Origin of the sequence: Nostoc sp. GT001, from assembly GCF_030382115.1 — a bacterium.
Lineage (GTDB): Bacteria > Cyanobacteriota > Cyanobacteriia > Cyanobacteriales > Nostocaceae > Nostoc.
This window is the reverse complement of the sequence record NZ_JAUDRJ010000003.1, coordinates 2,628,976-2,650,555: the sequence shown is the minus strand read 5'-3', so window position 1 is coordinate 2,650,555 and position 21,580 is coordinate 2,628,976. Positions and strand designations below refer to the sequence as shown.

At 41.8% G+C, this 21,580-nt stretch carries 9 protein-coding genes and 1 pseudogene; 3 read left to right on the top strand and 7 right to left on the bottom strand.

The window, feature by feature from the left end; all coding sequences use genetic code 11:
* Nucleotides 1-240 precede the first annotated feature (240 nt).
* Entirely contained in the window at nt 241-5,637 is a 5,397-nt protein-coding gene (locus QUD05_RS14175) for a Calx-beta domain-containing protein (protein ID WP_289796618.1), read from the bottom strand.
* Between the two features lie 622 nt (nt 5,638-6,259).
* On the opposite strand from QUD05_RS14175, the gene QUD05_RS14170 reads away from it, so the two are divergent.
* Both QUD05_RS14170 and QUD05_RS14165 read left to right on the top strand, forming a co-directional pair.
* The gene (locus tag QUD05_RS14170) at nt 6,260-7,387 is read left to right on the top strand and encodes an acyltransferase family protein (protein WP_289796617.1); all 1,128 of its coding nucleotides are present in this window, start codon (nt 6,260-6,262) and stop codon (nt 7,385-7,387) included.
* A gap of 264 nt (nt 7,388-7,651) precedes the next feature.
* Nucleotides 7,652-8,356, top strand: coding sequence for a CAP domain-containing protein (locus QUD05_RS14165; protein ID WP_289796616.1), 705 nt, complete (start codon nt 7,652-7,654; stop codon nt 8,354-8,356).
* Between the two features lie 139 nt (nt 8,357-8,495).
* Here QUD05_RS14165 and QUD05_RS14160 read toward each other — a convergent pair whose 3' ends face one another.
* The 6 genes and pseudogenes from QUD05_RS14160 to QUD05_RS14135 form a co-directional block, all read right to left on the bottom strand.
* On the bottom strand, nt 8,496-9,878 hold the full coding sequence (locus QUD05_RS14160; RefSeq protein ID WP_289796615.1) for a carotenoid oxygenase family protein: 1,383 nt from the start codon (nt 9,876-9,878) through the stop codon (nt 8,496-8,498).
* A gap of 372 nt (nt 9,879-10,250) precedes the next feature.
* Nucleotides 10,251-13,444 (bottom strand): annotated as a pseudogene (locus QUD05_RS14155) (efflux RND transporter permease subunit).
* Nucleotides 13,445-13,556: 112 nt separating this feature from the next.
* Complete coding sequence (locus QUD05_RS14150; RefSeq protein ID WP_289796614.1) at nt 13,557-13,706, bottom strand: permuted SH3 domain-containing protein; 150 nt, start codon at nt 13,704-13,706, stop codon at nt 13,557-13,559.
* On the bottom strand, nt 13,703-15,145 hold the full coding sequence (locus QUD05_RS14145; RefSeq protein WP_289796613.1) for an efflux RND transporter periplasmic adaptor subunit: 1,443 nt from the start codon (nt 15,143-15,145) through the stop codon (nt 13,703-13,705). The genes QUD05_RS14150 and QUD05_RS14145 overlap by 4 nt, the downstream gene beginning before the upstream one ends.
* Nucleotides 15,146-16,142: 997 nt before the next feature.
* Nucleotides 16,143-17,432, bottom strand: coding sequence for a glycosyltransferase family 4 protein (locus QUD05_RS14140; RefSeq protein WP_289796612.1), 1,290 nt, complete (start codon nt 17,430-17,432; stop codon nt 16,143-16,145).
* Between the two features lie 870 nt (nt 17,433-18,302).
* On the bottom strand, nt 18,303-18,881 hold the full coding sequence (locus tag QUD05_RS14135) for a PEP-CTERM sorting domain-containing protein (RefSeq protein WP_289796611.1): 579 nt from the start codon (nt 18,879-18,881) through the stop codon (nt 18,303-18,305).
* A 505-nt stretch (nt 18,882-19,386) separates the two neighbouring features.
* Between QUD05_RS14135 and glyS the strand changes: the two genes are divergently transcribed.
* On the top strand, nt 19,387-21,540 hold the full coding sequence (glyS, locus tag QUD05_RS14130; protein WP_289796610.1) for a glycine--tRNA ligase subunit beta: 2,154 nt from the start codon (nt 19,387-19,389) through the stop codon (nt 21,538-21,540).
* Nucleotides 21,541-21,580: the final 40 nt, after the last annotated feature.

Genomic DNA, 21,580 nt, shown 5'->3' with positions numbered 1-21,580 from the left:
ATACGTAATTTTACTGAATATTTGATTTTAGGATAAATTTTTTCGAGAATGGCTTAATCCTTAATTTTAAAATGCTAGTCAAACTCCAGCTAAGTATAATTTTGGTTGTAATGAATACTTTTTTTGCAAAAAGCTTGGCGCAAAAATCAACATACCGTAACTTATAATACAAGTATTTTGCCAACGGCCACTCTGGGCTGAGATAATTGCAGCGATCGCTAATATTCTGCTCAATAACGATTAGTCATCATTCTTGATTGTGCCAACTCCTTGGTTATTATTAAATATGGCATTTGCTGCACCATAAATATTGACAAAAAATGTTTCATTGGGTTCAACTTTATTATCACCCCTGACGCCAATACTAATAACTTTGCTGGTTTCGCCATAGTCAAAAATAATTGTCCCCAGCCCAAAATTGTAATCCGAGTCAGATTCTTTGGCAGTACCATCACTCGTGCTGTAATTTACAATCACCCGTTGATAAAATTCATTCGAGAGAGTGACGACAAAATTGGCATTAGTTATCATCCCTGTTGTGCCTTCTTTGACTAATACATCTGCAATGCTAATAGTGGGGGGATCATCATCATTTGTGATAGTAGCCACTCCCAAGCTATCAGTAATTGTGGTGTTTGTAGCACCGAAGAGATTGACAGAAAATGTCTCGTTGGTTTCACCTTTGTTATCACCTATGACACCAATACCAAGAGTTTTGCTGGTTTCGCCAGGATTGAAAACGATTGTCCCGGAAGCAGCGTTGTAATCAGAGTCAGAAGTTTTCGCAGTGTTATCACTCGTGTTGTAATTTACAGTAACCTGCTGTAAACTCGGTGCGGAAAGAGTGACGATAAAGTTAGCATTAGTTGTTGTGCCTGTGTTACCTTCAGCAATTGAGACATCCGAGATACTGACAGTTGTTGGGTTGTCATCATCAATGATGGTAGCCACTCCCAAAGTATCTGCGATCGCGGCATTTGTCGCGCCTGAAAGATTGACAGAAAATGTCTCGTTAGCTTCACTTTGGTTATCGCCGATGACGCCAATACTAAGAGTTTTGCTAGTTTCACCAGGAGCGAAAATAATTGTTCCTGAAGCAAAGTTGTAATCAGAATCAGCAATTTGAGCAGTACCATCACTCGTGTTGTAATTTACAGTAACCTGCTGATAACTAGGATTGGAGAGACTAATAGTAAAGTTAGCATTAGTTGTTGTGCCTATGTTACCTTCAGCAATTGAGACATCCGAGATACTGATAGTTGGTTGATTATCATCGTTGATGATGGTAGCAACTCCTAAACTATCTGCGATCGCAGCATTTGTTGCAGCCGAAAGATTGACAGAAAATGTCTCGTCAGTTTCAAATTTGTTATCGCCTAAAACACCAATGCTAAGAGTTTTACTAGTTTCGCCAGGATTGAAAGTAATCGTCCCTAAAGCCGAATTGTAATCAGAGTCAGCAGCATTAGCAGTACTATCACTCGTGTTGTAATTTACAGTAATCTGTTGAGAGCTAGGATTAGAAAGACTGATAGTAAAGTTAGCATTAGTTGTTGTACCTGTGTTGTCTTCAGTAACAGAGATATCCGAGATGCTGATAGTTGGTTGGTTATCATCGTTGATAATAGTACCAACTCCTAAACTATCTGCGATCGCGGCATTTGTTGCAGCCGAAAGATTGACGGAAAATGTCTCGTCAGTTTCAGTTTGATTATCGCCGACGACGCCAATACTAATAACTTTGCTCGTTTCCCCAGGATTGAAAGTAATTGTCCCTAAAGCAGAGTTGTAATCAGAGTCAGCAGCATTAGCAGTACCATCACTCGTGTTGTAATTTACAGTAATCTGTTGAGAACTAGGATTAGAAAGACTGATAGTAAAATTAGCATTAGTTGTTGTACCTGTATTGCCTTCAGTAACTAAGATATCCGAGATAGTGATAGTTGGTTGGTTGTCATCATCAATGATGGTAGCCACTCCCAAAGTATCTGCGATCGCGGCATTTGTCGCACCTAAAAGATTGACAGTAAATGTCTCGTCAGTTTCAGATTTGTTATCACCAATAACGCCAATGCTAATAACTTTGCTCGTTTCCCCAGGATTGAAAGTAATCGTCCCGGAAGCAAAGTTGTAATCAGAATCAGCAATTTGAGCAGTACCATCACTCGTGTTGTAATTTACAGTAACCTGCTGATAACTAGGATTGGAGAGACTAATAGTAAAGTTAGCATTAGTTGTTGTGCCTATGTTACCTTCAGCAATTGAGACATCCGAGATACTGATAGTTGGTTGGTTATCATCGTTGATAATAGTACTAACTCCTAAGCTATCTGCGATCGCAGCATTTGTTGCAGCCGAAAGATTGACAGAAAATGTCTCGTCAGTTTCAAATTTGTTATCGCCTAAAACACCAATACTAAGAGTTTTACTAGTTTCCCCAGGATTGAAAGTAATCGTCCCTAAAGCCGAATTGTAATCAGAGTCAGCAGCATTAGCAGTACTATCACTCGTGTTGTAATTTACAGTAATCTGTTGAGAACTAGGATTAGAAAGACTGATAGTAAAGTTAGCATTAGTTGTTGTACCTGTGTTGTCTTCAGTAACAGAGATATCCGAGATGCTGATAGTTGGTTGGCTATCATCGTTGATGATGTTTACTGTAGCCGAACTGTTAGTAATTGTGGAATTTGGCGCTCCAGTTATAAAGCTGGGGTTACTCAGAATAACAGTAATATCTTCATTGAGTTCAAGTGTATTGTCACCCAAAACATCGGCTGTAATTGTCTTTGTGGTTTCCCCAACAGCGAAGCTTAAAGTTCCAGATGTAGCAGTTCCTCCACCCGTAATTTGAATATTGTTATAGTCACTGCCAAAAGTTGCCGCACCATCAAAAACATAATCTATGGTACTAGCTATGCCAATACCACCACTACGAGTAACTGTGAAAGTAACAGCTTGAGTACCGCTATTACCTTCAGTTAAAGTTGAGATGGGAGTGGAAATTGCATATTGAATCGCATCATTAGCAGCAATATTTAGAGTAGTTTCAGTTATTGTCCCCAAATCAGCCCCTGTTAGCGTGCCGAAGTTGAGTACAACTGTTTCTGCATTCTCAGGTAAATCGTCTGGGTTAATAGTAAAAGTAATTAGCTGTGTTAAATTAGCGCCTGTTGCCCCAGCAGTAAAGGAGATGGTATTGGGGGAAAAAGTGTAATCGTTGCCACTAGTCGCCGTACTACTATTTTTAACGACAATAGGAATTGTGACAGCGGTTTCAGGAGAGGCATCTAAGGTAACAGAAATAGTTACTGTGGTGGCGGTACTATCTTCTGTTGTATTGTACGTAGCAGCACCAAAGCTGACTTTTGGAAGCACATATTCAAATGCTCCAATGTCAATTCTGCCGCTTTCAATCCGGTTAAAATCCGTGCCGCGTTGGTCGGTAGTTAAGCCACCATTGTAAGCGGGATCGCCAGCATTCCTGGCAAGACTGTTAAAGTCTAGAGCGTGAGTTTGTGTCGAACCACCGTAATCTCCTAACGGTTTGAGTCCGGGGTTGGGGTTAATAATATCTGTACCCGTACCCAAAGTCCCCGATATTTTACCAGTAATTTTGCCAATCAGGTTGTAAGCATTACCATTGAAGTTGGCACCAGAGATATCTGCTCCTTGATTGCCTAAATCAATATTGCCAGCAATGATGCTGTTGGTGATGCTCCAAGTACCAGCAGATCTATAAATACCGCCACCATTACCTGTGTTATTGTTATCGCTATCAGCGGTGTTGCCAAATATAGTGGTATTACTTACTGTGCCACCGCCAGAATAGATACCGCCGCCGTTGACTTTTACGGTGTTACTCGAAACAGTGCTATTACTAAGTGTGGTAATAGTGCTGTAGATGCCGCCGCCATTAGTGTTCGCTGTGTTGCTAGAAATAGTGCTATTGGTAGCTATGACACTACTAATGCTGTAGATGCCGCCGCCGCTAGTGTTCGCTGTGTTGCCAGAAATAGTGCTATTGCTGACTGTGACACTACTAGTGCTGTAGATGCCTCCTCCAAGGGTCGCTGTGTTGCCAGAAAGATTACTATTGCTGACTGTGACACTACTAGTACTGTAGATGCCGCCACCATTATTACTAGTGCCTGCATTTCCCCCAGTTATCTTCAATCCATCAATTGAGAGGGAGGCACTGGCATTAAAAATACGGGAAGTATTGTTACCACTGATGGTGAGTTTATTCGCCCCAGTTCCTTGAATTATCACTCCTTCAGTGATATTCAATTCCCCAGAAGTGAGGGTAATGGTGTCGGGGGTAGCATCACCGAATATCCCAGTCGGATCAAAGATAATTGTCTCGATTCCTGGATCGTTATTGGCATTGATAAGAGCTTGCCTTAACGAGCCAGTACCACTGTCATTGGTGTTAGTTACTATATAGGTGGTGTTATCTACTTTGATAGATACATCGTCAATGGCTAAACCATGATCGTTGCCTCCATCATCTATATCTTCCCAACGCAATATAATCTCTTCACCGTTAGTGATTGGGGTCGCTAGATTAAATATTACAGGCGTTATAACAACTCGATTGGCAATCAAATTGCCATTTAGGGCCCCCGCAGTTGCAGTTGCAATTGGCCCGGTGAAATCTAGCGAGGTAACAGGCGTCCATGTTCCTGTTGTTAGACTTGTGATAGTTGACCCAGTTTGATAACTGAATTTCAACTGTTGCTGTGATGTATTACCACCATTACGCCATTGTTCACCTGTGTAACTTACTTGCAATTTAGTAATTGCTGAACCTGTATTGTTTTGGAGGCGCAACCCATAATAAATAGTTCCTGTAGTACCAGAAGCTAGAGAACCAAGTGCCCGGTCTGGGTTATTAGCACTACCAAAACTGTACAATCCACCTGTGTTATTACTGCCAGTACCAGGGCTGTAAGTTGTTCTCGTAGAATACCAGCCCGAAATAGTTGAATCATTAACCCAAGCTGGTGTTCCAGAAATAGCTAATGAGCTAAAGTTTTGAGTGTATGTGCCAGTAAAACTAGCTGGCAAAATCGATTGGTAAGCCTGTATTATTTTAGGTTTAAATGCTAGAGAAGCCTCAATTTTCCCTGTCTTCACTTCTAAATTCCAGTTGCCACCTAAAGCTGCACTTCCGGTTTTGTCAGTGGAAGCGGCAATATCTGCTCCAGTAATTTGGCTAATCTGCTGTACAAATTTTGTGCCTTCACCACTGGCTACATCACAGCCATAAAGTAGGATGTCAGCTTTATCAGTTAAAGCACTTGCCCACTTTTGTAACTGATTTTTGTAGCTATCCAGATTGCTCAGGTTGAAGTTGATTGACCCTAGTTGCAAACTCCCCACACTTCCGTGGGAAACAATGTGAATTGATTGAACTGAATTGGATTCACGTTTTGCTAAAAACTCGGTAATTTGTGCTAAACCGTCTCTATTGGGATCAAGAATAACAACTTCACTGCCGAGTGTGATACCAGCCATTAAGCTTTGGTAATCTATAACTTTTGGATCTATAAAAACAATATTTGTGCTTGCATCTATTAATTTTTTAGTAGACTTATTTCTGTTTTGAGAATGATAATTTTCTGGCTGGTTTATCATAATTATTATTCCTTATATATAATTTATTAGCTTTACCTTAGTAATATTTATCGTGCATAACAAAATAGAAAGTGAATGACTCTGCATTCGCTTTCTTTCCCAAATTAAATCGGGAATTAAACCTTTTTATCTAATGAGACAAAACCGCGATATTTTTAGTTTTTATATAAGCAAGCACGCCTTGAGTAAAGTTAGCTGTTTTTTCATTACAGCTTTTGTTTATAGCAATTTATACTAAGCCTAGTGACAATACAACTGCATTTTTACTTAAATAACGATGGAGAGATTGATTGAAATTTGAGTATATCTAGCTTTATTAACAGTTCTGGTACTATAGAAATCCGCTTTGATTCCTGAAATTATTTGCGTAGCGAGGGAACAGGGAAGAAGGAATAAAAGTATACTGAGTTTTTTCAAAAATCAAATACGAGTCCTTACCAATCCTTTTTGGATAGCTAAAACTGTGGTCTGGGTGCGATCGCGTACTTCTAGTTTCGTACAAGATAGTATGGGCAGGAACCTTGATGAAAAACTATATTTGGTAAGTAGACCTATAAATTTTGCTTGCTTACCTGCATCAAGCCGAGTACTTTAGATACTCATGTAACATAAAATTCCGCTTATGCGCCTGACTTCACTGGATGTTTTTCGCGGCATTACCATCGCTGGAATGATTCTCGTCAATATGGCGGGTGTCGCAGATGAGGTATATCCTCCCTTAGCTCACGCCGATTGGCACGGCTGCACACCAACGGACTTGGTATTTCCCTTCTTTCTCTTCATTGTCGGTGTAGCAATGACTTTCTCGCTGTCAAAATACACTGAAGGCAATAAACCAACCTCAGCTGTTTACTGGCGGATATTGCGCCGCGCCGCTATTCTCTTTGCCTTGGGATTGCTACTAAATGGCTTTTGGAATAAAGGTATTTGGACTTTTGATTTGAATAGTATCCGCATTATGGGAGTGTTGCAGCGCATCAGCCTTACATATCTGCTGGTTTCCCTAGTTGTTCTCAACCTTCCGCGCAAAGGTCAATGGATACTAGCAGCAGTGCTACTCATTGGCTACTGGCTAACGATGATGTATGTCGCAGTGCCAGAATATGGTGCGGGAGTTTTGACGCGAGAAGGTAATTTCGGCGCTTATGTTGACCGCCTGATTATTCCCAAAGCACATTTATACAAGGGTGATGGTTTCAACTTTATGGGAGATCCAGAAGGACTTTTCAGTACTATTCCCGCGATAGTGAGTGTCCTTGCTGGCTACTTCACAGGTCAATGGATACGCAGTCAACCTGTACAGTCACGTACAAGTATCGGTTTAGGATTATTTGGAGTCGGTTGCTTAATTATCGGTTGGGCGTGGGGGTGGACATTCCCAATTAACAAAAAGCTGTGGACAAGTTCTTATGTAGTATTTACAACAGGTTGGGCGTTACTATTACTAGCAGCTTGTTATGAAGTTATCGAAGTACGGCTGATGCGTCGCTGGAGTAAACCTTTTGAAATTATGGGCTTAAATGCGATCGCTCTTTTCGTTGCATCGGTTTTATTAATTAAAATTTTAGTCAAAACTACTATTGGCACTGGTAAAGACGCTCCCAGTACCTACAATTGGATTTACCAGAATTTTTTCGCATCTTGGGCGGGTGTGCTGAATGGTTCCCTGTTATTTGCCTTAGTCACCGTGTTGTTGTGGTGGGCTGTTGGTTTTCTGATGTATCGGCAACGCTGGTTTCTGAAAGTGTAAAAAAGATTTTTGTGATTATTTACGTTTTAGTGTTTTCAATGTTACAACAGGTGTTAAGTGATAGCTTGTAACACTTTAGGAACAAAGGCAATCGCAACTTTATCAATATTATTGGTGCGTTAATCTGCGCTTTCTTTAGCAAACTTACTTAAGCCCTGATATCGTTTCTAACGGCAGAAGCGTATACAGACTTATCTGTGCGTTGAAAATTCTTATTTCTTCTAATTCACTAAATTAATCCATAGAAAAATTGTGAGGTAATCGATGCGTCGCATGAATTTTTGGGTATTTTTGCCAATTACCTTGGTATTGGGCTGCTCAAATCAACTGTTTCAATCTAGCCCGTCTGTGGCCAACTCTAATCCAGCAGTAGTTGAACAAAGTAGTCCAACTTTATTAGCAAAGGCTAGTTACCTTTCACCGTTGGAACAACAGGTAATTGTTGAAACCAATAAGGTAAGAACAAATCCTAAAGCATACCTCCCGATTCTGGAAAACTATAGAAAGCGCTTTGAGGGGAACCGAGTCAAAATTTCTAATAACACTTATCTACGAACTCAAGAAGGAGTTAAGGCAGTTGATGAAGCGATCGCATTTCTCAAATCAGCACGTCCTGTAGGAGCATTGAGTGCATCTAAGGGTATGTCTTTAGGAGCAAAAGATCACGTAAAAGACCAAGGCCCAAAAGGTGCTATAGGTCATGATGGTAGCGATGGTAGCAACCCTTTTACTCGCATCAACCGCTATGGTAAATGGCAAACAACCGCAGGTGAAAATATCAGTTATGGGTCAAACAGCGCTCAAGATATTGTTATGCAGTTAATTATTGATGATGGTGTGCGCGATCGNCGCCATCGAAAAAACATTTTTAACGGTGCTTTTAAAGTCTCTGGTGTTGCTTATGGAACTCACAAATCATATAGAACAATCTGCGTGATTAACTACGCTGGCGGATATAAGGAAAAATAATTTGCGATCGGCAATAGAGAGGATTCTACCTGGCGATTAGAAATCGCGGTTACACAAACCAAGTTCACTTGCCAAAGAATTTGAAACCCGCTTAGGCGGGTTTTGTCTGTGTAGACGCGGTTTCTAACTGCCCATTTAGCTATTCCTCGGCAAACCAAGCACCATGAAACCCATAAGGCACTCGTTGGGGAATTATCACCCGCGCTACAGGTTCAGCCATCACATCTTGAGCATTCACTACTACTAATTCTGAAGTATCTGAACCCTCATCGTGGACGAAAGTCATCAGCCAACCATCATCCTCAGTCGTTGCACCAGGACGCGGCGCAAACACAGTTTCACCACCATAGCGCCCCTGTCCAAATTCATGTATTTGGGATTTTCCATTGCTGAAGTCGTATTTGATGATACCGTCAAATAAAGGTACGGGACTGTTTGCCGCTTTGTTGCTATAGCCATATCGGGTTTTTCGCCCCAATAGGTTTTCGTTGACGCGAGGAAATTCGGAAGCTACATCATCCAACATCTCTTCACGCACTGAACCAGTGTTGAGGTTAAATCGCCAGCGATACAAACGGGGGATATTTGCATCTGGGTCGGGTTGGGAATCATCTAAACCCAAAACAGTAGTAGAAGTCATGCGACAGGCAATCAGCACTACTTCGTCTCCCTCTTCGTAAGCATTGAGGGTATGAAAGACGTAGCAAGCAGGACTTTCAAACCAGCGGATATTACTGTTGTCACCGTGACGTGGTACGATACCGAAACGACTAGAGCGATCGCGCTCAAACATCATTAAAGGTTCTCCCCGTTGCGATCGCTCTGGGTTAAAAGTCAGTGGCAAATCCATGAAAATCGTGTAGTTTTTAGTGATGGCAAAATCGTGCATCATCACGCCTATTGGCAGTTCAATTGGCACTGTTCGCAACAGTTCGCCTTCTGCTGAGACTACACTATATTGCAGGTACGGTGGCACAAACAGAGAATACCCAAAGAAGATCATTTCCCCTGTAACGGGGTCTACCTTGGGATGGGCTGTGAAGGCAGAAACCAGCTTGCCATTGTAGCTATACTCGCCAATGGTTTCTAATTCAGGTAGCTTGATGGCGTGAGGTTTACCCCCTTCATTCAGCGCCAACATTTGACCAGCGTGCCACACTAAGGCAGTATTGGCAGTATTTTTGTAAGCACCGTAAGGATTATCCATCTGTGGTGGTTCTAACAATCCACTCCAGATAGCTTTACCCGCTTCTCGTTCTTTTTTCCATCCGGCTGTCTGGACGTAGCGGTTACGATAAGTGGCTATGCCGTTGCTAATTTGCACACCATGCAACATCCCATCCCCATCAAACCAATGATATTCACCGATAGGCGTCCATTGAGGGTTAGGACCATTCCGCACAAACATCCCTGATAGGTCAAGCGGTAATTCACCGATGACTGGCAATTTGTCGGTAGTGATTTCTTCATGGACTGGAGCAAAATTGCCATCGAGATAGGGATTGACTGCTATTGTTACCATTGTCTTGATTTCAGCGTACATTTGTACTGTACATTCTGGTTTGTCATTATGCCCACATGGTTTTGAGGGCGTTGTGGAATTTTTGCAATCGGTCTACAAATTAAACTTTTTTCTCTAGCTGTTTAATTCGTTTGATTTGTAGGAGGTTGCAGTAAGCTAAAACACATCTAATTTGCAGATGAAAATTTTCTCAATATCTTGTGGGGTGGGCATCTTGCCCGCTCTGATTATGCAACTTGAATGCTGATTAGCTTAATCTTCAGAATAGGGTGTGCTAAACCAGACATCTGATATTTACTTAGCGATCGCTTCTGTAGTTTTATTTTTTGCAAGTCCCTAAATTGATTTGCTTCAATCGATAACGAAAGATAATCAATCCTCAGATTTTTTTGAATATACAGCAGTGCTACCATTCAATGACACTCCTTCTGCTGCTACTTCTTGATGCCGATTTGGTTTGATAAATCGCTCTGTTATCGTCTTAATCACGATATACAAAATTGGTACGACAAACAAACTCAAGAAAGTCGCAATTAACATTCCACCAAAAACTGCCGTTCCCAAAGATTGGCGACTTCCGGCACCGGCACCTGTGGCAGTAGCTAAGGGGAAAATTCCCAAGAGTGTAGAAAAAGCGGTCATCAAAATTGGGCGTAACCGCTCTTGTGAAGCCTCAATTACTGCTTTGGTCATCGAAATCCCTTGGTCTCGCAATTGGTTAGCAAATTCCACAATCAAAATTGCATTCTTACTAGCTAAACCAATCAACATTACTAAACCAATTTGACAGTAAACATCATTCGCAAAACCCCGCATTGATTGAGCTATAAGCGCTCCAAAGATAGCTAAGGGAACTGATAACAGAATGATCAAGGGGTCAACGTAGTTCTCGTATTGAGCGGCTAGTACCAAAAATACAAAGATTATTCCTAAGCCAAAGATCAGGGGTGCTAAACCACCAGAATCGATTTCTTCTAATGCAGTTCCTGACCATTCATAACCATAACCTGCTGGTAAAACTTCTTTAGCAACTTGTTCCATTGCCTTAATTGCGTCTCCAGAGCTAGAGCCAGGGGCGGCGGCACCATTAATTTCAATTGAGCGGAACAGATTGTAGTGATTTATCGTTTGCGCTCCCACAGTCGGAGTAACTGTAACTAAGTTACTCAAAGGAATCATTTGATTCTTTTGAGAACGAACATATAGTTTACCAATATCTTTTGGGTTGGAACGAAACTGTTGATCTGCTTGAATATACACCCGATAATTGCGCTGCTGGAGATTGAAATCATTTACATATTGCGATCCCAAAGCAGTTTGTAATGTACTGAAGACATCATCTATGGAAACTTGCAATGCTTTGGCTTTATTGCGGTTTACTTCCACAAGCAATTGTGGTGTATCTGCGGCAAAGGTGCTAAATACAGCTTGTAATCCTGGTGTTTGATTAGCTTTACCCAGCAACTGACCCATCGACTGGACTAGATTTTCTAAACCACTGTTACCTCTGCGGTCTTGCAGTTGAAAGACGAAGCCGCCAAAGTTGCCTAAACCCTGAATTGGTGGCGGATTCACAGGAAAAACCCTGGCCTCTGGGATTGCTAATAACTTCCCTTGCAAGCTGCCAATAATCGCCTGTACTGATTGATCGGGTTTTGAGCGCTCGTCCCAAGATTTTAAAGTTGTAAATATGATGCCGCTGTTAGCTGTGCTACCACTAAAACCAAATCCACCGATCGCAAAAGTCCCCAGTACTTCTGGAATTTGCAGAATTTCTTTTTCTACCTTTGCGATTACATCACTGGTATATTGCAGCGAAACCCCTTGTGGACCTTGGATAATTGTGATGAAATAGCCTTCGTCTTCGTCTGGGAGAAAGGCTGTTGGTACTGTGGTGTACAGCCAAGCAGTCATTCCCAAGGAGACGATAAACAACCCAATCACAATACCTTTGATGCGTGTTAGAAAGGTAAGCGATCGCTTATAACCATTTTGTACCCAGTCCAGAAACCTATTAATCTGGTCAAAAATCCAACCCAGTAAGCCTGAAGGTTTTTGTCCTTGACGCAGCAACAGCGCACACAAGGAAGGCGTTAGGATCAAAGCCAAAAAAGTTGAAATCGCAATGGAGAAAGCGATCGTCAGGGCAAATTGCCGATAAAGTGCGCCTGTAGTTCCCGGAAAAAATGCCACCTAGGCACAAACACCGCCATCAATACTAGTGAAGTAGCAATAACTGCGCTAGAAAGTTCCGCCATTGACTCACTAGCGGCTCGGCGAGGACTAATTCCTTTATCCTGAATAAAACGGCTGATTTGCTCCACTACTACGATCGCATCGTCTACCACCATCCCTGATGCTAAAGTTAGACCAAACAAAGTCAAACTATTGATGGAAAAGTTAAAAACTTTAACGAAGGCAAAGGTTCCAATTAAGGAAAGCGGAATGGTCAGTGCAGGAATTAAAGTGGTTCGCCAGTCTTGTAAAAACACAAAAATTACAATTACAACCAACACTACCGCTTCAATCAGAGTCTTGACCACTTCTGCCAAGGACTCTTCGACAAATGATGTTGTGTCAAAAGCTACCTGATATTTCATCCCTGGCGGAAAACTCGGTGCCAATCGCACCAGTTCAGCTTTGACTCCCTTGGCTACTTCCAAGGCATTACTGCCAGGAACCTGATAAATCCCTAAACCGACAGCATCATTGCCCCGAAATCGCAGAAATGAACTGTAGTTTTCTGCGCCTAGTTCTGCTCTCCCGACATCTTTGAGCTTAACTAACGTACCATCATCTTGAGTTTTCAGGACAATTTCTTCAAATTCTGACGGTTCTGTTAATCGGCTGACAGCACGCACATCCAGTTGATATCTTTGTCCTTCAGGAGTCGGTTCTTGTCCAATTCTCCCTGCACCAACTTGCAAGTTTTGTTCGGATAGGGCATTTGCTACATCCTTAGTTGTTAGTCCCCGACTGGCAAGCCGACTCGGATCTAACCACAAACGCATTGCATAGCGGCGTTCGCCAAAAACTTGGGCGTTGCTCACGCCTTTGACTCTTTTTAGGGCATCTGCTAAGTAAAGGTCAGCATAGTTACTTAGAAATATGTTGTCGTACTCTTTATTTTCAGGGTATAAACCAATTGCTAAGAGAATGTTGCTAGACTCTTTTGATACCCGCACTCCCGTGCGTTGCACACTCTCTGGTAGTTGTGGTTGGGCAACAGAAACACGATTTTGCACATCCACAGCCGCAATATCTTTATCCCGTGATGAATCAAAGGTGGCTGTAATGGTACTTGTACCATCGTTGCTGCTGCTAGAAGTCAGATATCTGAGTCCCTCAACCCCGTTGATTTGCCTTTCTAAGATATTTGTCACACCGCTTTCTACGACTTCGGCACTAGCTCCGCTATAGTTGGAAGTGACAGTGATTTGGGTGGGACTAATTTCTGGGAACCTAGCGATCGGTAGTGTGGGAATACTGATTAATCCTATTAAAAGGATGACGATCGCACATACCGATGCAAAAATTGGCCGCTTAATAAAGAAGTCAACAAACATAGTTTAAAAATTGGGCTTTGGGTATTTGGTATTTGGCATGGGGTATTGAGAATTGGGCATTGGTTATTTCCCCCTGCTCCTCTGCCCCCGTGCCCTCATCTTCCCTCTTCAGCTAAAGCTTATTACTACCAACTGCTTCAGGTGCAGGAGTAATAGGAGCGCCATTGGTTAAGTTAAGAATGCCGGAAACAACAATTTTGTCCCCCGCTTTTAGTCCTTCGATAACTTGATAATTATTCCCCTCAATAACTCCTAATTTCACCTAGGTTTTTGTTGAGCTACTAAAGCTGGCGCTCCAGGTTTAGATTTTTCCTGGGGCGCTTGCGCCACAAATACAAAAGTCTCTCCACCCAAGCGAGATACTGCTGTAACAGGAATTAAAATTCCTGGACGTTCGTTCCAGATCACTTTGGTTTGCACTGACTGAAGATTAAGCAGCCGATTTCTGGAATTGCCAAAGTTGGCTTTTACCAAAACTGTCTGCGAATCGGAACTAGCATTTGGGGAGATAAAACTGATTTTACCCGTTGCGATGGGTTTGTCTTGGACATCCAGCATTTGCACAGGTAAGCCCAAGCGCAAGTTTCTGGCTTCGGTTACGGGAACGGAAATATTCAGTTCTAAAGAGTCGTTTCTGGTTAGTGTAGTCAGTTGATCTGCTTTTTCCACATAATCTCCCACTTTTGCGGGAATATCACCAACAATGCCAGTGAAAGGTGCCAGAACTTTTGTGTATTGCAGTTGGACTTGAGCAGCTTGGAGTTGTCCAGCTGCTTGAGTTACTTGCGATCGCGCTTGGGCAATTTCTTCTGGGCGGGAACCATTTTCTAGTTGCCTTAAGTTTTGTTTCTGTTGTTCCAAAGCACCAGCTAGCTCATTAATACTCGATCTTCTGCTTTGGCGCAGTTGATCTAAGCGTTTCTGGGCTACGACCAGGGCAGCTTCAGCGCTTTGCTGTTCTTTGACATATCCTTCTAAGGTATCTTGGGAAACTGCGCCCTCTTTTCTCAATTGTGCGTATCGTTTGGCGCGTGACTGTGCTAGTTCCACATCAGATTTAGCTGACTGAATTTGCGCCTCAGCCTGAGCAATTTCTTCTGGTTGTGATCCTGATTGGGCATCTCGAAAGCGAGCTTGGGCTTGGGCTAACAGCGCTCTAGCTTGGGCAACTTCTTCTTGTCGCGTACCTGCTTTGAGTTCAGCAAGACGTGCTTGGGCTTGTTGCAGTGAGCCTCTAGCTTGTAGTAATTGAGCTTGGACATTATCACTTTGCAGACTAACAATGACTTGTCCTTGTTGAACGCGGTTGCCCTCTTGGATGAAAATCTCGGTAATTCGCCCTTCAACCTGTGGCTTGATGATTACTGAACGTGGAGCCTCTAAGGAGCCAATAAACTCCGAACTTTCTTGAACGGTTTCAGTTTTCACTGTCGCTAGCTTGACCGGAACTGCTCTAGGTTGAGCAGCATTTGCTTCAGCACCACCTTGTGAATTGCTAGCATTACTAGTCTGCCACCAGCGCCAACCAAAACCGACACCTGCAATTAATAAGACGATTCCTAATAGTAGGGGCCAACGACGTTTTTGAGGTGGCTTAGGCGATCGCTGTGGCAATTGTTGCGACTCTTGGCTAGAATCAGTAACAGTGGGCTGTTCTATTTCGATGGGTAAGGGAGAGTCAGGGAACTCAGAATGGGACATCTTCGTTTTCTCGTCTTGTGGATTTAGACTTGGGCAATCTACTCTTCGCTAAAAAAGCATTAAGTTGAATAGTTTTTTAGCCTTTTTTTATCTATGTTGGTGAAAAAGATGTTTGGGTATTTGGGCGATCGCTCACGATGTCTAGCACCTAAAATGAAGCAATTTTGTTCAGCACATTATGGTTGATTTGTACATTACTTAACTCCGTTCAATTTCTTAAAGTGTAATTTATAGTTTTTTGTTAGTAAGTATAAACCCAGTGCCTTAGCTCAGAGAGAAAGCACGGTTCATGTTGTGGTAGCTAAAGCTTCTGCCTGTAAAGCGTAGGCGTAGCCCGCCGTTCGCGTAGCGTCTCGTAGAGAAGGCATCGCTTCAGTAATTAGAGCAAGTTAGTAGTTGCTTTTCAGTTTTGGAAATGACCAAATAAAGTTACCTCATTGACCACAAGCAACACGAGTAATTTCTCGCGTTGTCACTATGGTTAAATTTGCCGTTGCAAATACCTTAGTTGCTGACTAGATCAAGGGTGCATAAGTTTGTGCCGTACTTGACGCTAAGTTTTCTATGAGTGTCTGCAAGCGCTTGCTTGCATTATAACCACATAGCAGATGAGATTGGTATAAGTTACAGATGAGTTTATCGCCTTTGAGTACTAGTGAATACTGATCTTAAGGAAGAAAAAAGTCTGGAGCGATGCCTTGTTTACGAGACGCTTGTCTGCGACACGCTATGCGTAGCTTTGCTTCTTTGCAGGAGTAAGCCTACGCTGATTAATTCAGCGGTCTTAATCAAAGTTGCGAGTTTCATCAAGTTATCCTCACCAAGAACGACGTGCAATCAGCCAGTGTTCTCTAGATTCCTATTTTTGAGCAGTCTCAACTTCCTACAGTTAGTTCACCCGATCGGTTGATCTTTAAATCACCCGAATGGGTGAGTTAATTTATCTCAATCGGAGCTTTGTCTGTGTAGCTGACGAGTGAGAAATCCTCAATCCCCTTCAACCATCCACAACTGATTTCTTAGAATCGAATTTCGGTAAAATCCCCACAGTTGATTTTCGATTGGTAACAATATGAGAAAAAAGCCACTCATACCGATCGAGCGCTTGCTCTAAAGAATAGTTTTCTTCGGCAAATTGTCTTCCTGTGTTACCTAGCTTCCTTCCTAGAGCCGGATTAGCATATAAATCATGCACCGCAGCGGCCATTGCCTGGGGCGATTCTGGTTCAACAACTATCCCACCACCACTGAGTTCGATCGCTTTAGCAGCAGTACCAGTGGCGGGAACTGAACCCACAATTGGGCGACCACTCGCCAACAACAGTGGTATTTTTGAAGGCATATTGAACGAAATCACATTGTGCTTTTGCACAATTAGCCCGACATCAGAAGCTGCTAGCATTTCAGGTAGTTTTTCTCGCGGCTGCAACGGTAGTAGCAAAACATTATCTGCTCCATTTGATAGACAATATTCCTGCAACCTTTGCAATGCTCTTGATTCGCCAACAATAACAAAGACAATATCTTTGATATGACGTAAACAAACGGCTGCTTCGATTACTGTCTCTAAACCTTGCGTTAAAGCAATGTTGCCCGAATAAAGTACTACAAATTTCCCATCTAGCTGATGGCTAGATATCCAGGAGTTGCTCTGTTTCGGTAACGGGCGAATGAAATTGACATTTACCCAATTGGGAATACAAACGATTTTATTAACAGGTACTCCCTTATTTACTAAATTCTCACGAAACCCATCAGTGATCACACTAATAGTATGTGCAGTCCGATATGCAAATTTCTCTAAAGCTGCAAGAGTTCGGATCATCCACTTGTTTTTTAATAGCCCGATACGCACAGCCGCTTCTGGTAAAATATCTTGCACATTTAGAACTACTGGGCAGTTGTATAACCAGCCCAATGTTGTTGCTGGCAACGTACCTAGTAGCGGCGGGACTGTTAAGATAATCACATCTGGCCGCCCACCTTTAAAGGCTTGGGGTAAGCTCGTGAAAACAAAGCTCAACTCTAGTAACAGCCGATCAACGAGGTTAGGTTTAGACTTAATTCGGACGTAACTTCGCTCAATAGTCACGCCATTTTTTTGTTCAGTCAGATACCATTTATTCTGATACCCATCATAAATTTCGCGCTGAGGATAGTTGGGCATTCCCGTAATCACTCGCACTTGATGACCTCGCTTGACTAGTCCTTCTGCCAATTCAGTCATTAACGGAGCAATTCCAATTGGCTCTGGATGATAGTTGTAGGAATAAATCAGAATATGCATGAACTATTTGTGATTGTTGTGAAGATAGCATGAGACGATCGGATTACTTATGAATAGCCANGTGGGTATGCTATTGTTATTATTTACAGAATTTTTTTGCATGAAGTACAAAGCTACCGATTTGGAAGCAGTAGGCAGAGATAGAAACTATTTATATCTGATTTGTATCCCTGCATTTTGTTACCTCATTTATTTACAAATGCTGTATTTTGACTGGTTAAATTGTTTGATTAAAAAAAATGTGTTAAACATTGGTTAGAAATTTTCTTTGTGGTTTTCAAAAGATAATTTTTGTCCGGCATAGAATACTTAAAAATCAAAATATGACTTTGTATAAACAGGTTAGGCTGTTGATAAATATAGACTTTATTTTCTAGTAATTATGACAATAGTTGGTCTGTTTATCTCCGAACTAATGCCTCAATTTATACTTTGGGAATTGTAACATTATATTTACTGTTATGCATATAACCCTCATTCCGCCTTTTCAACTGGCACATGAAGTATTTTTAACCAAGTTATCAGTATTGTATTCATTAAGCAAAATCCCACTTTTTGAATAGTTAAAAGGCACTGACCAAAACAGTGTTGGGTGCTGAGTGAGCCATAAATGCTGAGGTAAAAGTAAAATTAATTTTACTCAGCACTGAGCTTTGTAAAACTGTTGATGACAAACTAATAGACATTTGGTGAAATTAAATATGTGTTATCCAGAATCCTTGTATAGACTTAGCAGTGCTACGTCCATACATTCTTTTTCACTCATATTTCTAATGAGGTTATATGATAACCCCACTAGTTAACTGAACTAGTAGGGCTAGAATAGAGATTCAGTAAATTTGGCAAGCTCTGACTAGAAAGCCCTAATTTCTAGTAAGAGGCTTGCTTTTTCTTTACAGTTGAAGCTACACCCAAACCAGCAAATGCTAGCAAACCCAAGAGAGAAGCAGGCTCAGGGACTTTGGACACTTGAATAGAGCCAGAATTTTGATCTAGTGTTGTTGACGCTCCCTGTTGATCGACATCCTGACGTAATTGCAAAGAGTCGCCAACCGTTCCCTGAAAGAAATATTCTCCAATTACACCCGTTCCTCCGGCGACATCAAAGGGGCCAAATAATGTCTGAGTGGCAGTATTAAAATTGAAAGCAAAGAAGCTAGATTCTGACACTCCACCACTAACGGTGTTATAGGTTCCCAGAAGATTTTTAGATGGGTCTAAGAAGGAGACATTCAAGGATTGTAAAAAATTGGTGGCTCCACTACCAGCTTCTGAAATGATTGTTGGTGCTGTAGTTTCGTCGTAGCTGAATGAACCTGTTGCTGAGTAACCAGCGTTACCTTGCCAGTTAAAGTTTAATTCAATAGCTTGGGCTGGGTTGTTAGCACTAGTAGCGATCGCAACACTGGTTACTGCGATCGCGGTGATTTTGGCGAAAATATTTTTCATGGTCATAACTCCAAAATTGATTGTCATGATGCATATATCAATGCATCAATCAAAACTAAGCTTACGATAGAAATATATATCCGTAAATACCGCACAAAATACGGTATGTAATGTAATGAATTTATGAAGAGAAGCACTTGTTTTATAAAGTTTTGCATAAAATGTTAAGTCTGTAGTGATGTCTGACAACAAACCCCTCTGCGTCTATGCTTCTTTCACTCTGGCTTAACTTACATTCCTCATTTATCGTAAATTAAAGGGTTTAAGACCCCTGCGTTTTCACGTAGCCCAGTTACTCTGGGGGACCTTCTAACAGTAGGGGTTTAAATCCCCGTCTGTTTGCGTAGCGTGCCGCAGGCAAAATGTCTTTAATGTTGAATTTAGAATTGTTAACTATGGGGTTTTCCCTTTATTCTCTTCGATGACCGATTCAGCGAAAAATCACGAGCGATCACTTGAGAATAACTGATAAAGTTGAGCTACGCAAAGTTGAAAACAGTGTTATATGCCTGGGTTTCTATTAGAAGTTGGTACAGAAGAACTACCTGCAAGTTTTCTCAGTGATGCTTTAGTGCAATGGCAGGAACGCATTCCCCAAAGCCTGGAAGCAAANTGGCTCAAGGGCGAAAGTGTCCAGGTGTACGGTACTCCCCGGCGGCTGGCGGTATTGATTACAGGTCTACCATCGCAGCAACCAGATCGAGAAGAAGAAATTAANAGNGCCCCCGCCCAAGCCGCCTTTAAAGATGGTCAGCCAACAGCCGCCGCCGCAGGTTTTGCCAAAAAGCAAGGTGTGGAACTGGATGCGCTCTCAGTTCGCCCCACTGACAAAGGGGAATTTGTATTTGTGCAAAAAAGAATTCCCGGTCGTCCTGTGGCGGAAATTTTGACAGAACTTGTTCCCCAGTGGATTTGGGGTTTAGAAGGTAAGCGGTTGATGCGTTGGGGAAATGGGGATGCGAGGTTTTCTCGACCGATTCGTTGGTTGGTAGCTTTGTTAGATGAGACGGTGCTGCCTTTAGAATTAGTGAATGGTTCTAAAACGGTTCAGAGCGATCGCATTTCTCAAGGTCATCGGGTCTTACATCCTGAACCTGTGACAATCGCCCAAGCTACGGATTATGTTACCGCCCTTAAGTCTGCTTATGTCACCGTTGACCCAGAAGAACGGTCAAATCTGATTAAAGAGCAAGTAAATGCAGTCGCAGAGAATTTAGGCGGGTATACAGTAATTTACCCCGATTTGTTAGCGGAAGTAACCAACCTTGTAGAATATCCTTCCGCAGTTGTTGGTAAATTTGAACCAGAATTTTTAGAATTACCAACTGAGGTAATTACTGAAGTAATGGTTACTCATCAACGTTATTTTCCTGTATTCAAATCAGGGAGTTTTGAGCAAGAATTATTGCCCAACTTCATCACTATTTCTAACGGAGATCCGAAAAAATCAGATATTGTTGCCGTCGGGAATGAAAGGGTAATTCGTGCGAGATTAGCTGATGGCAGATTTTTCTACGAAGCTGATTTAACTAAGCCAATAGATAGCTTTTTACCCCAGTTAGAAAAAGTCACTTTCCAAGAAGAATTGGGTTCGGTGCGTGCCAAGGTAGATCGAATAGTTAAAATTGCCGAGCAAATTAGCAGTCAATTAAAATTAGCTGAAAATCAAAGCCAAAGAATCCAACGTGCTGCTTTATTATGTAAAGCAGACTTGGTGACACAAATGGTATATGAATTCCCCGAATTGCAAGGCATTATGGGAGAAAAATATGCCTTAGCTAGTGGTGAAGATGCTGAAGTAGCAAAGGCAATTTATCAACATTATTTGCCAAAGGGAGTAGGTGATATCTTACCTGAAACACTTACGGGTAAAATTGTTGGTTTGGCAGATAGATTAGATACTTTAGTGAGTATCTTTGGTTTAGGTTTAATTCCTTCCGGTTCATCCGATCCCTTTGCCTTGCGGCGTGCCGCTAATGCTGTAGTTAAAATTGTTTGGTTTGATAATCTGCCAATAAATTTAGATGATTTATTGAAGCAAATAGCAACAGACTTTGCAGCCAAATATCACAAAGATCGGGCATCATTAACCACAGCATTACAAGAGTTTTTCTTGCAACGCATCCGTACTTTATTACAAGAAGAAAAACAGATTGATTACGACTTGGTAAATGCAGTATTAGGAGAAAACGATCCAGAATACACAGAACGGACTTTAAAAGATTTATTGGATGTACGCGATCGCGCCTTATACTTACAACAAATCCGCAACGACAGTACCTTAGATAACATCTACGAAACCGTTAACCGTTCCACACGATTAGCCGCTCAAGGTGATTTGGATACAAAACAGCTAGAACCAACAACCGTAGTTCGTCAAGAATTATTCCAAAAGCCCTCTGAAAGCGCTTTGTATAATGCACTAATCGAATCAGTGCCGCAAACTCAAGCAGCACAGCAAACGCGAAATTATCAACTGTTAGTAGCAGCACTCACAAAAATTGCTCCCGCAGTTAGTAACTTCTTTGATGGCCCAGATAGCGTTTTAGTTATGGACTCCGATCCAGAAGTTAAGCGTAATCGGTTACATCTGCTGGGACTAGTTCGCAATCATGCCCGTGTTTTAGCTGACTTCGGTGCGATCGTCAAAAATCTGTAGCGTAGGTCAACAAAAACTTGTGTAATTTTTGCCAAGAAAC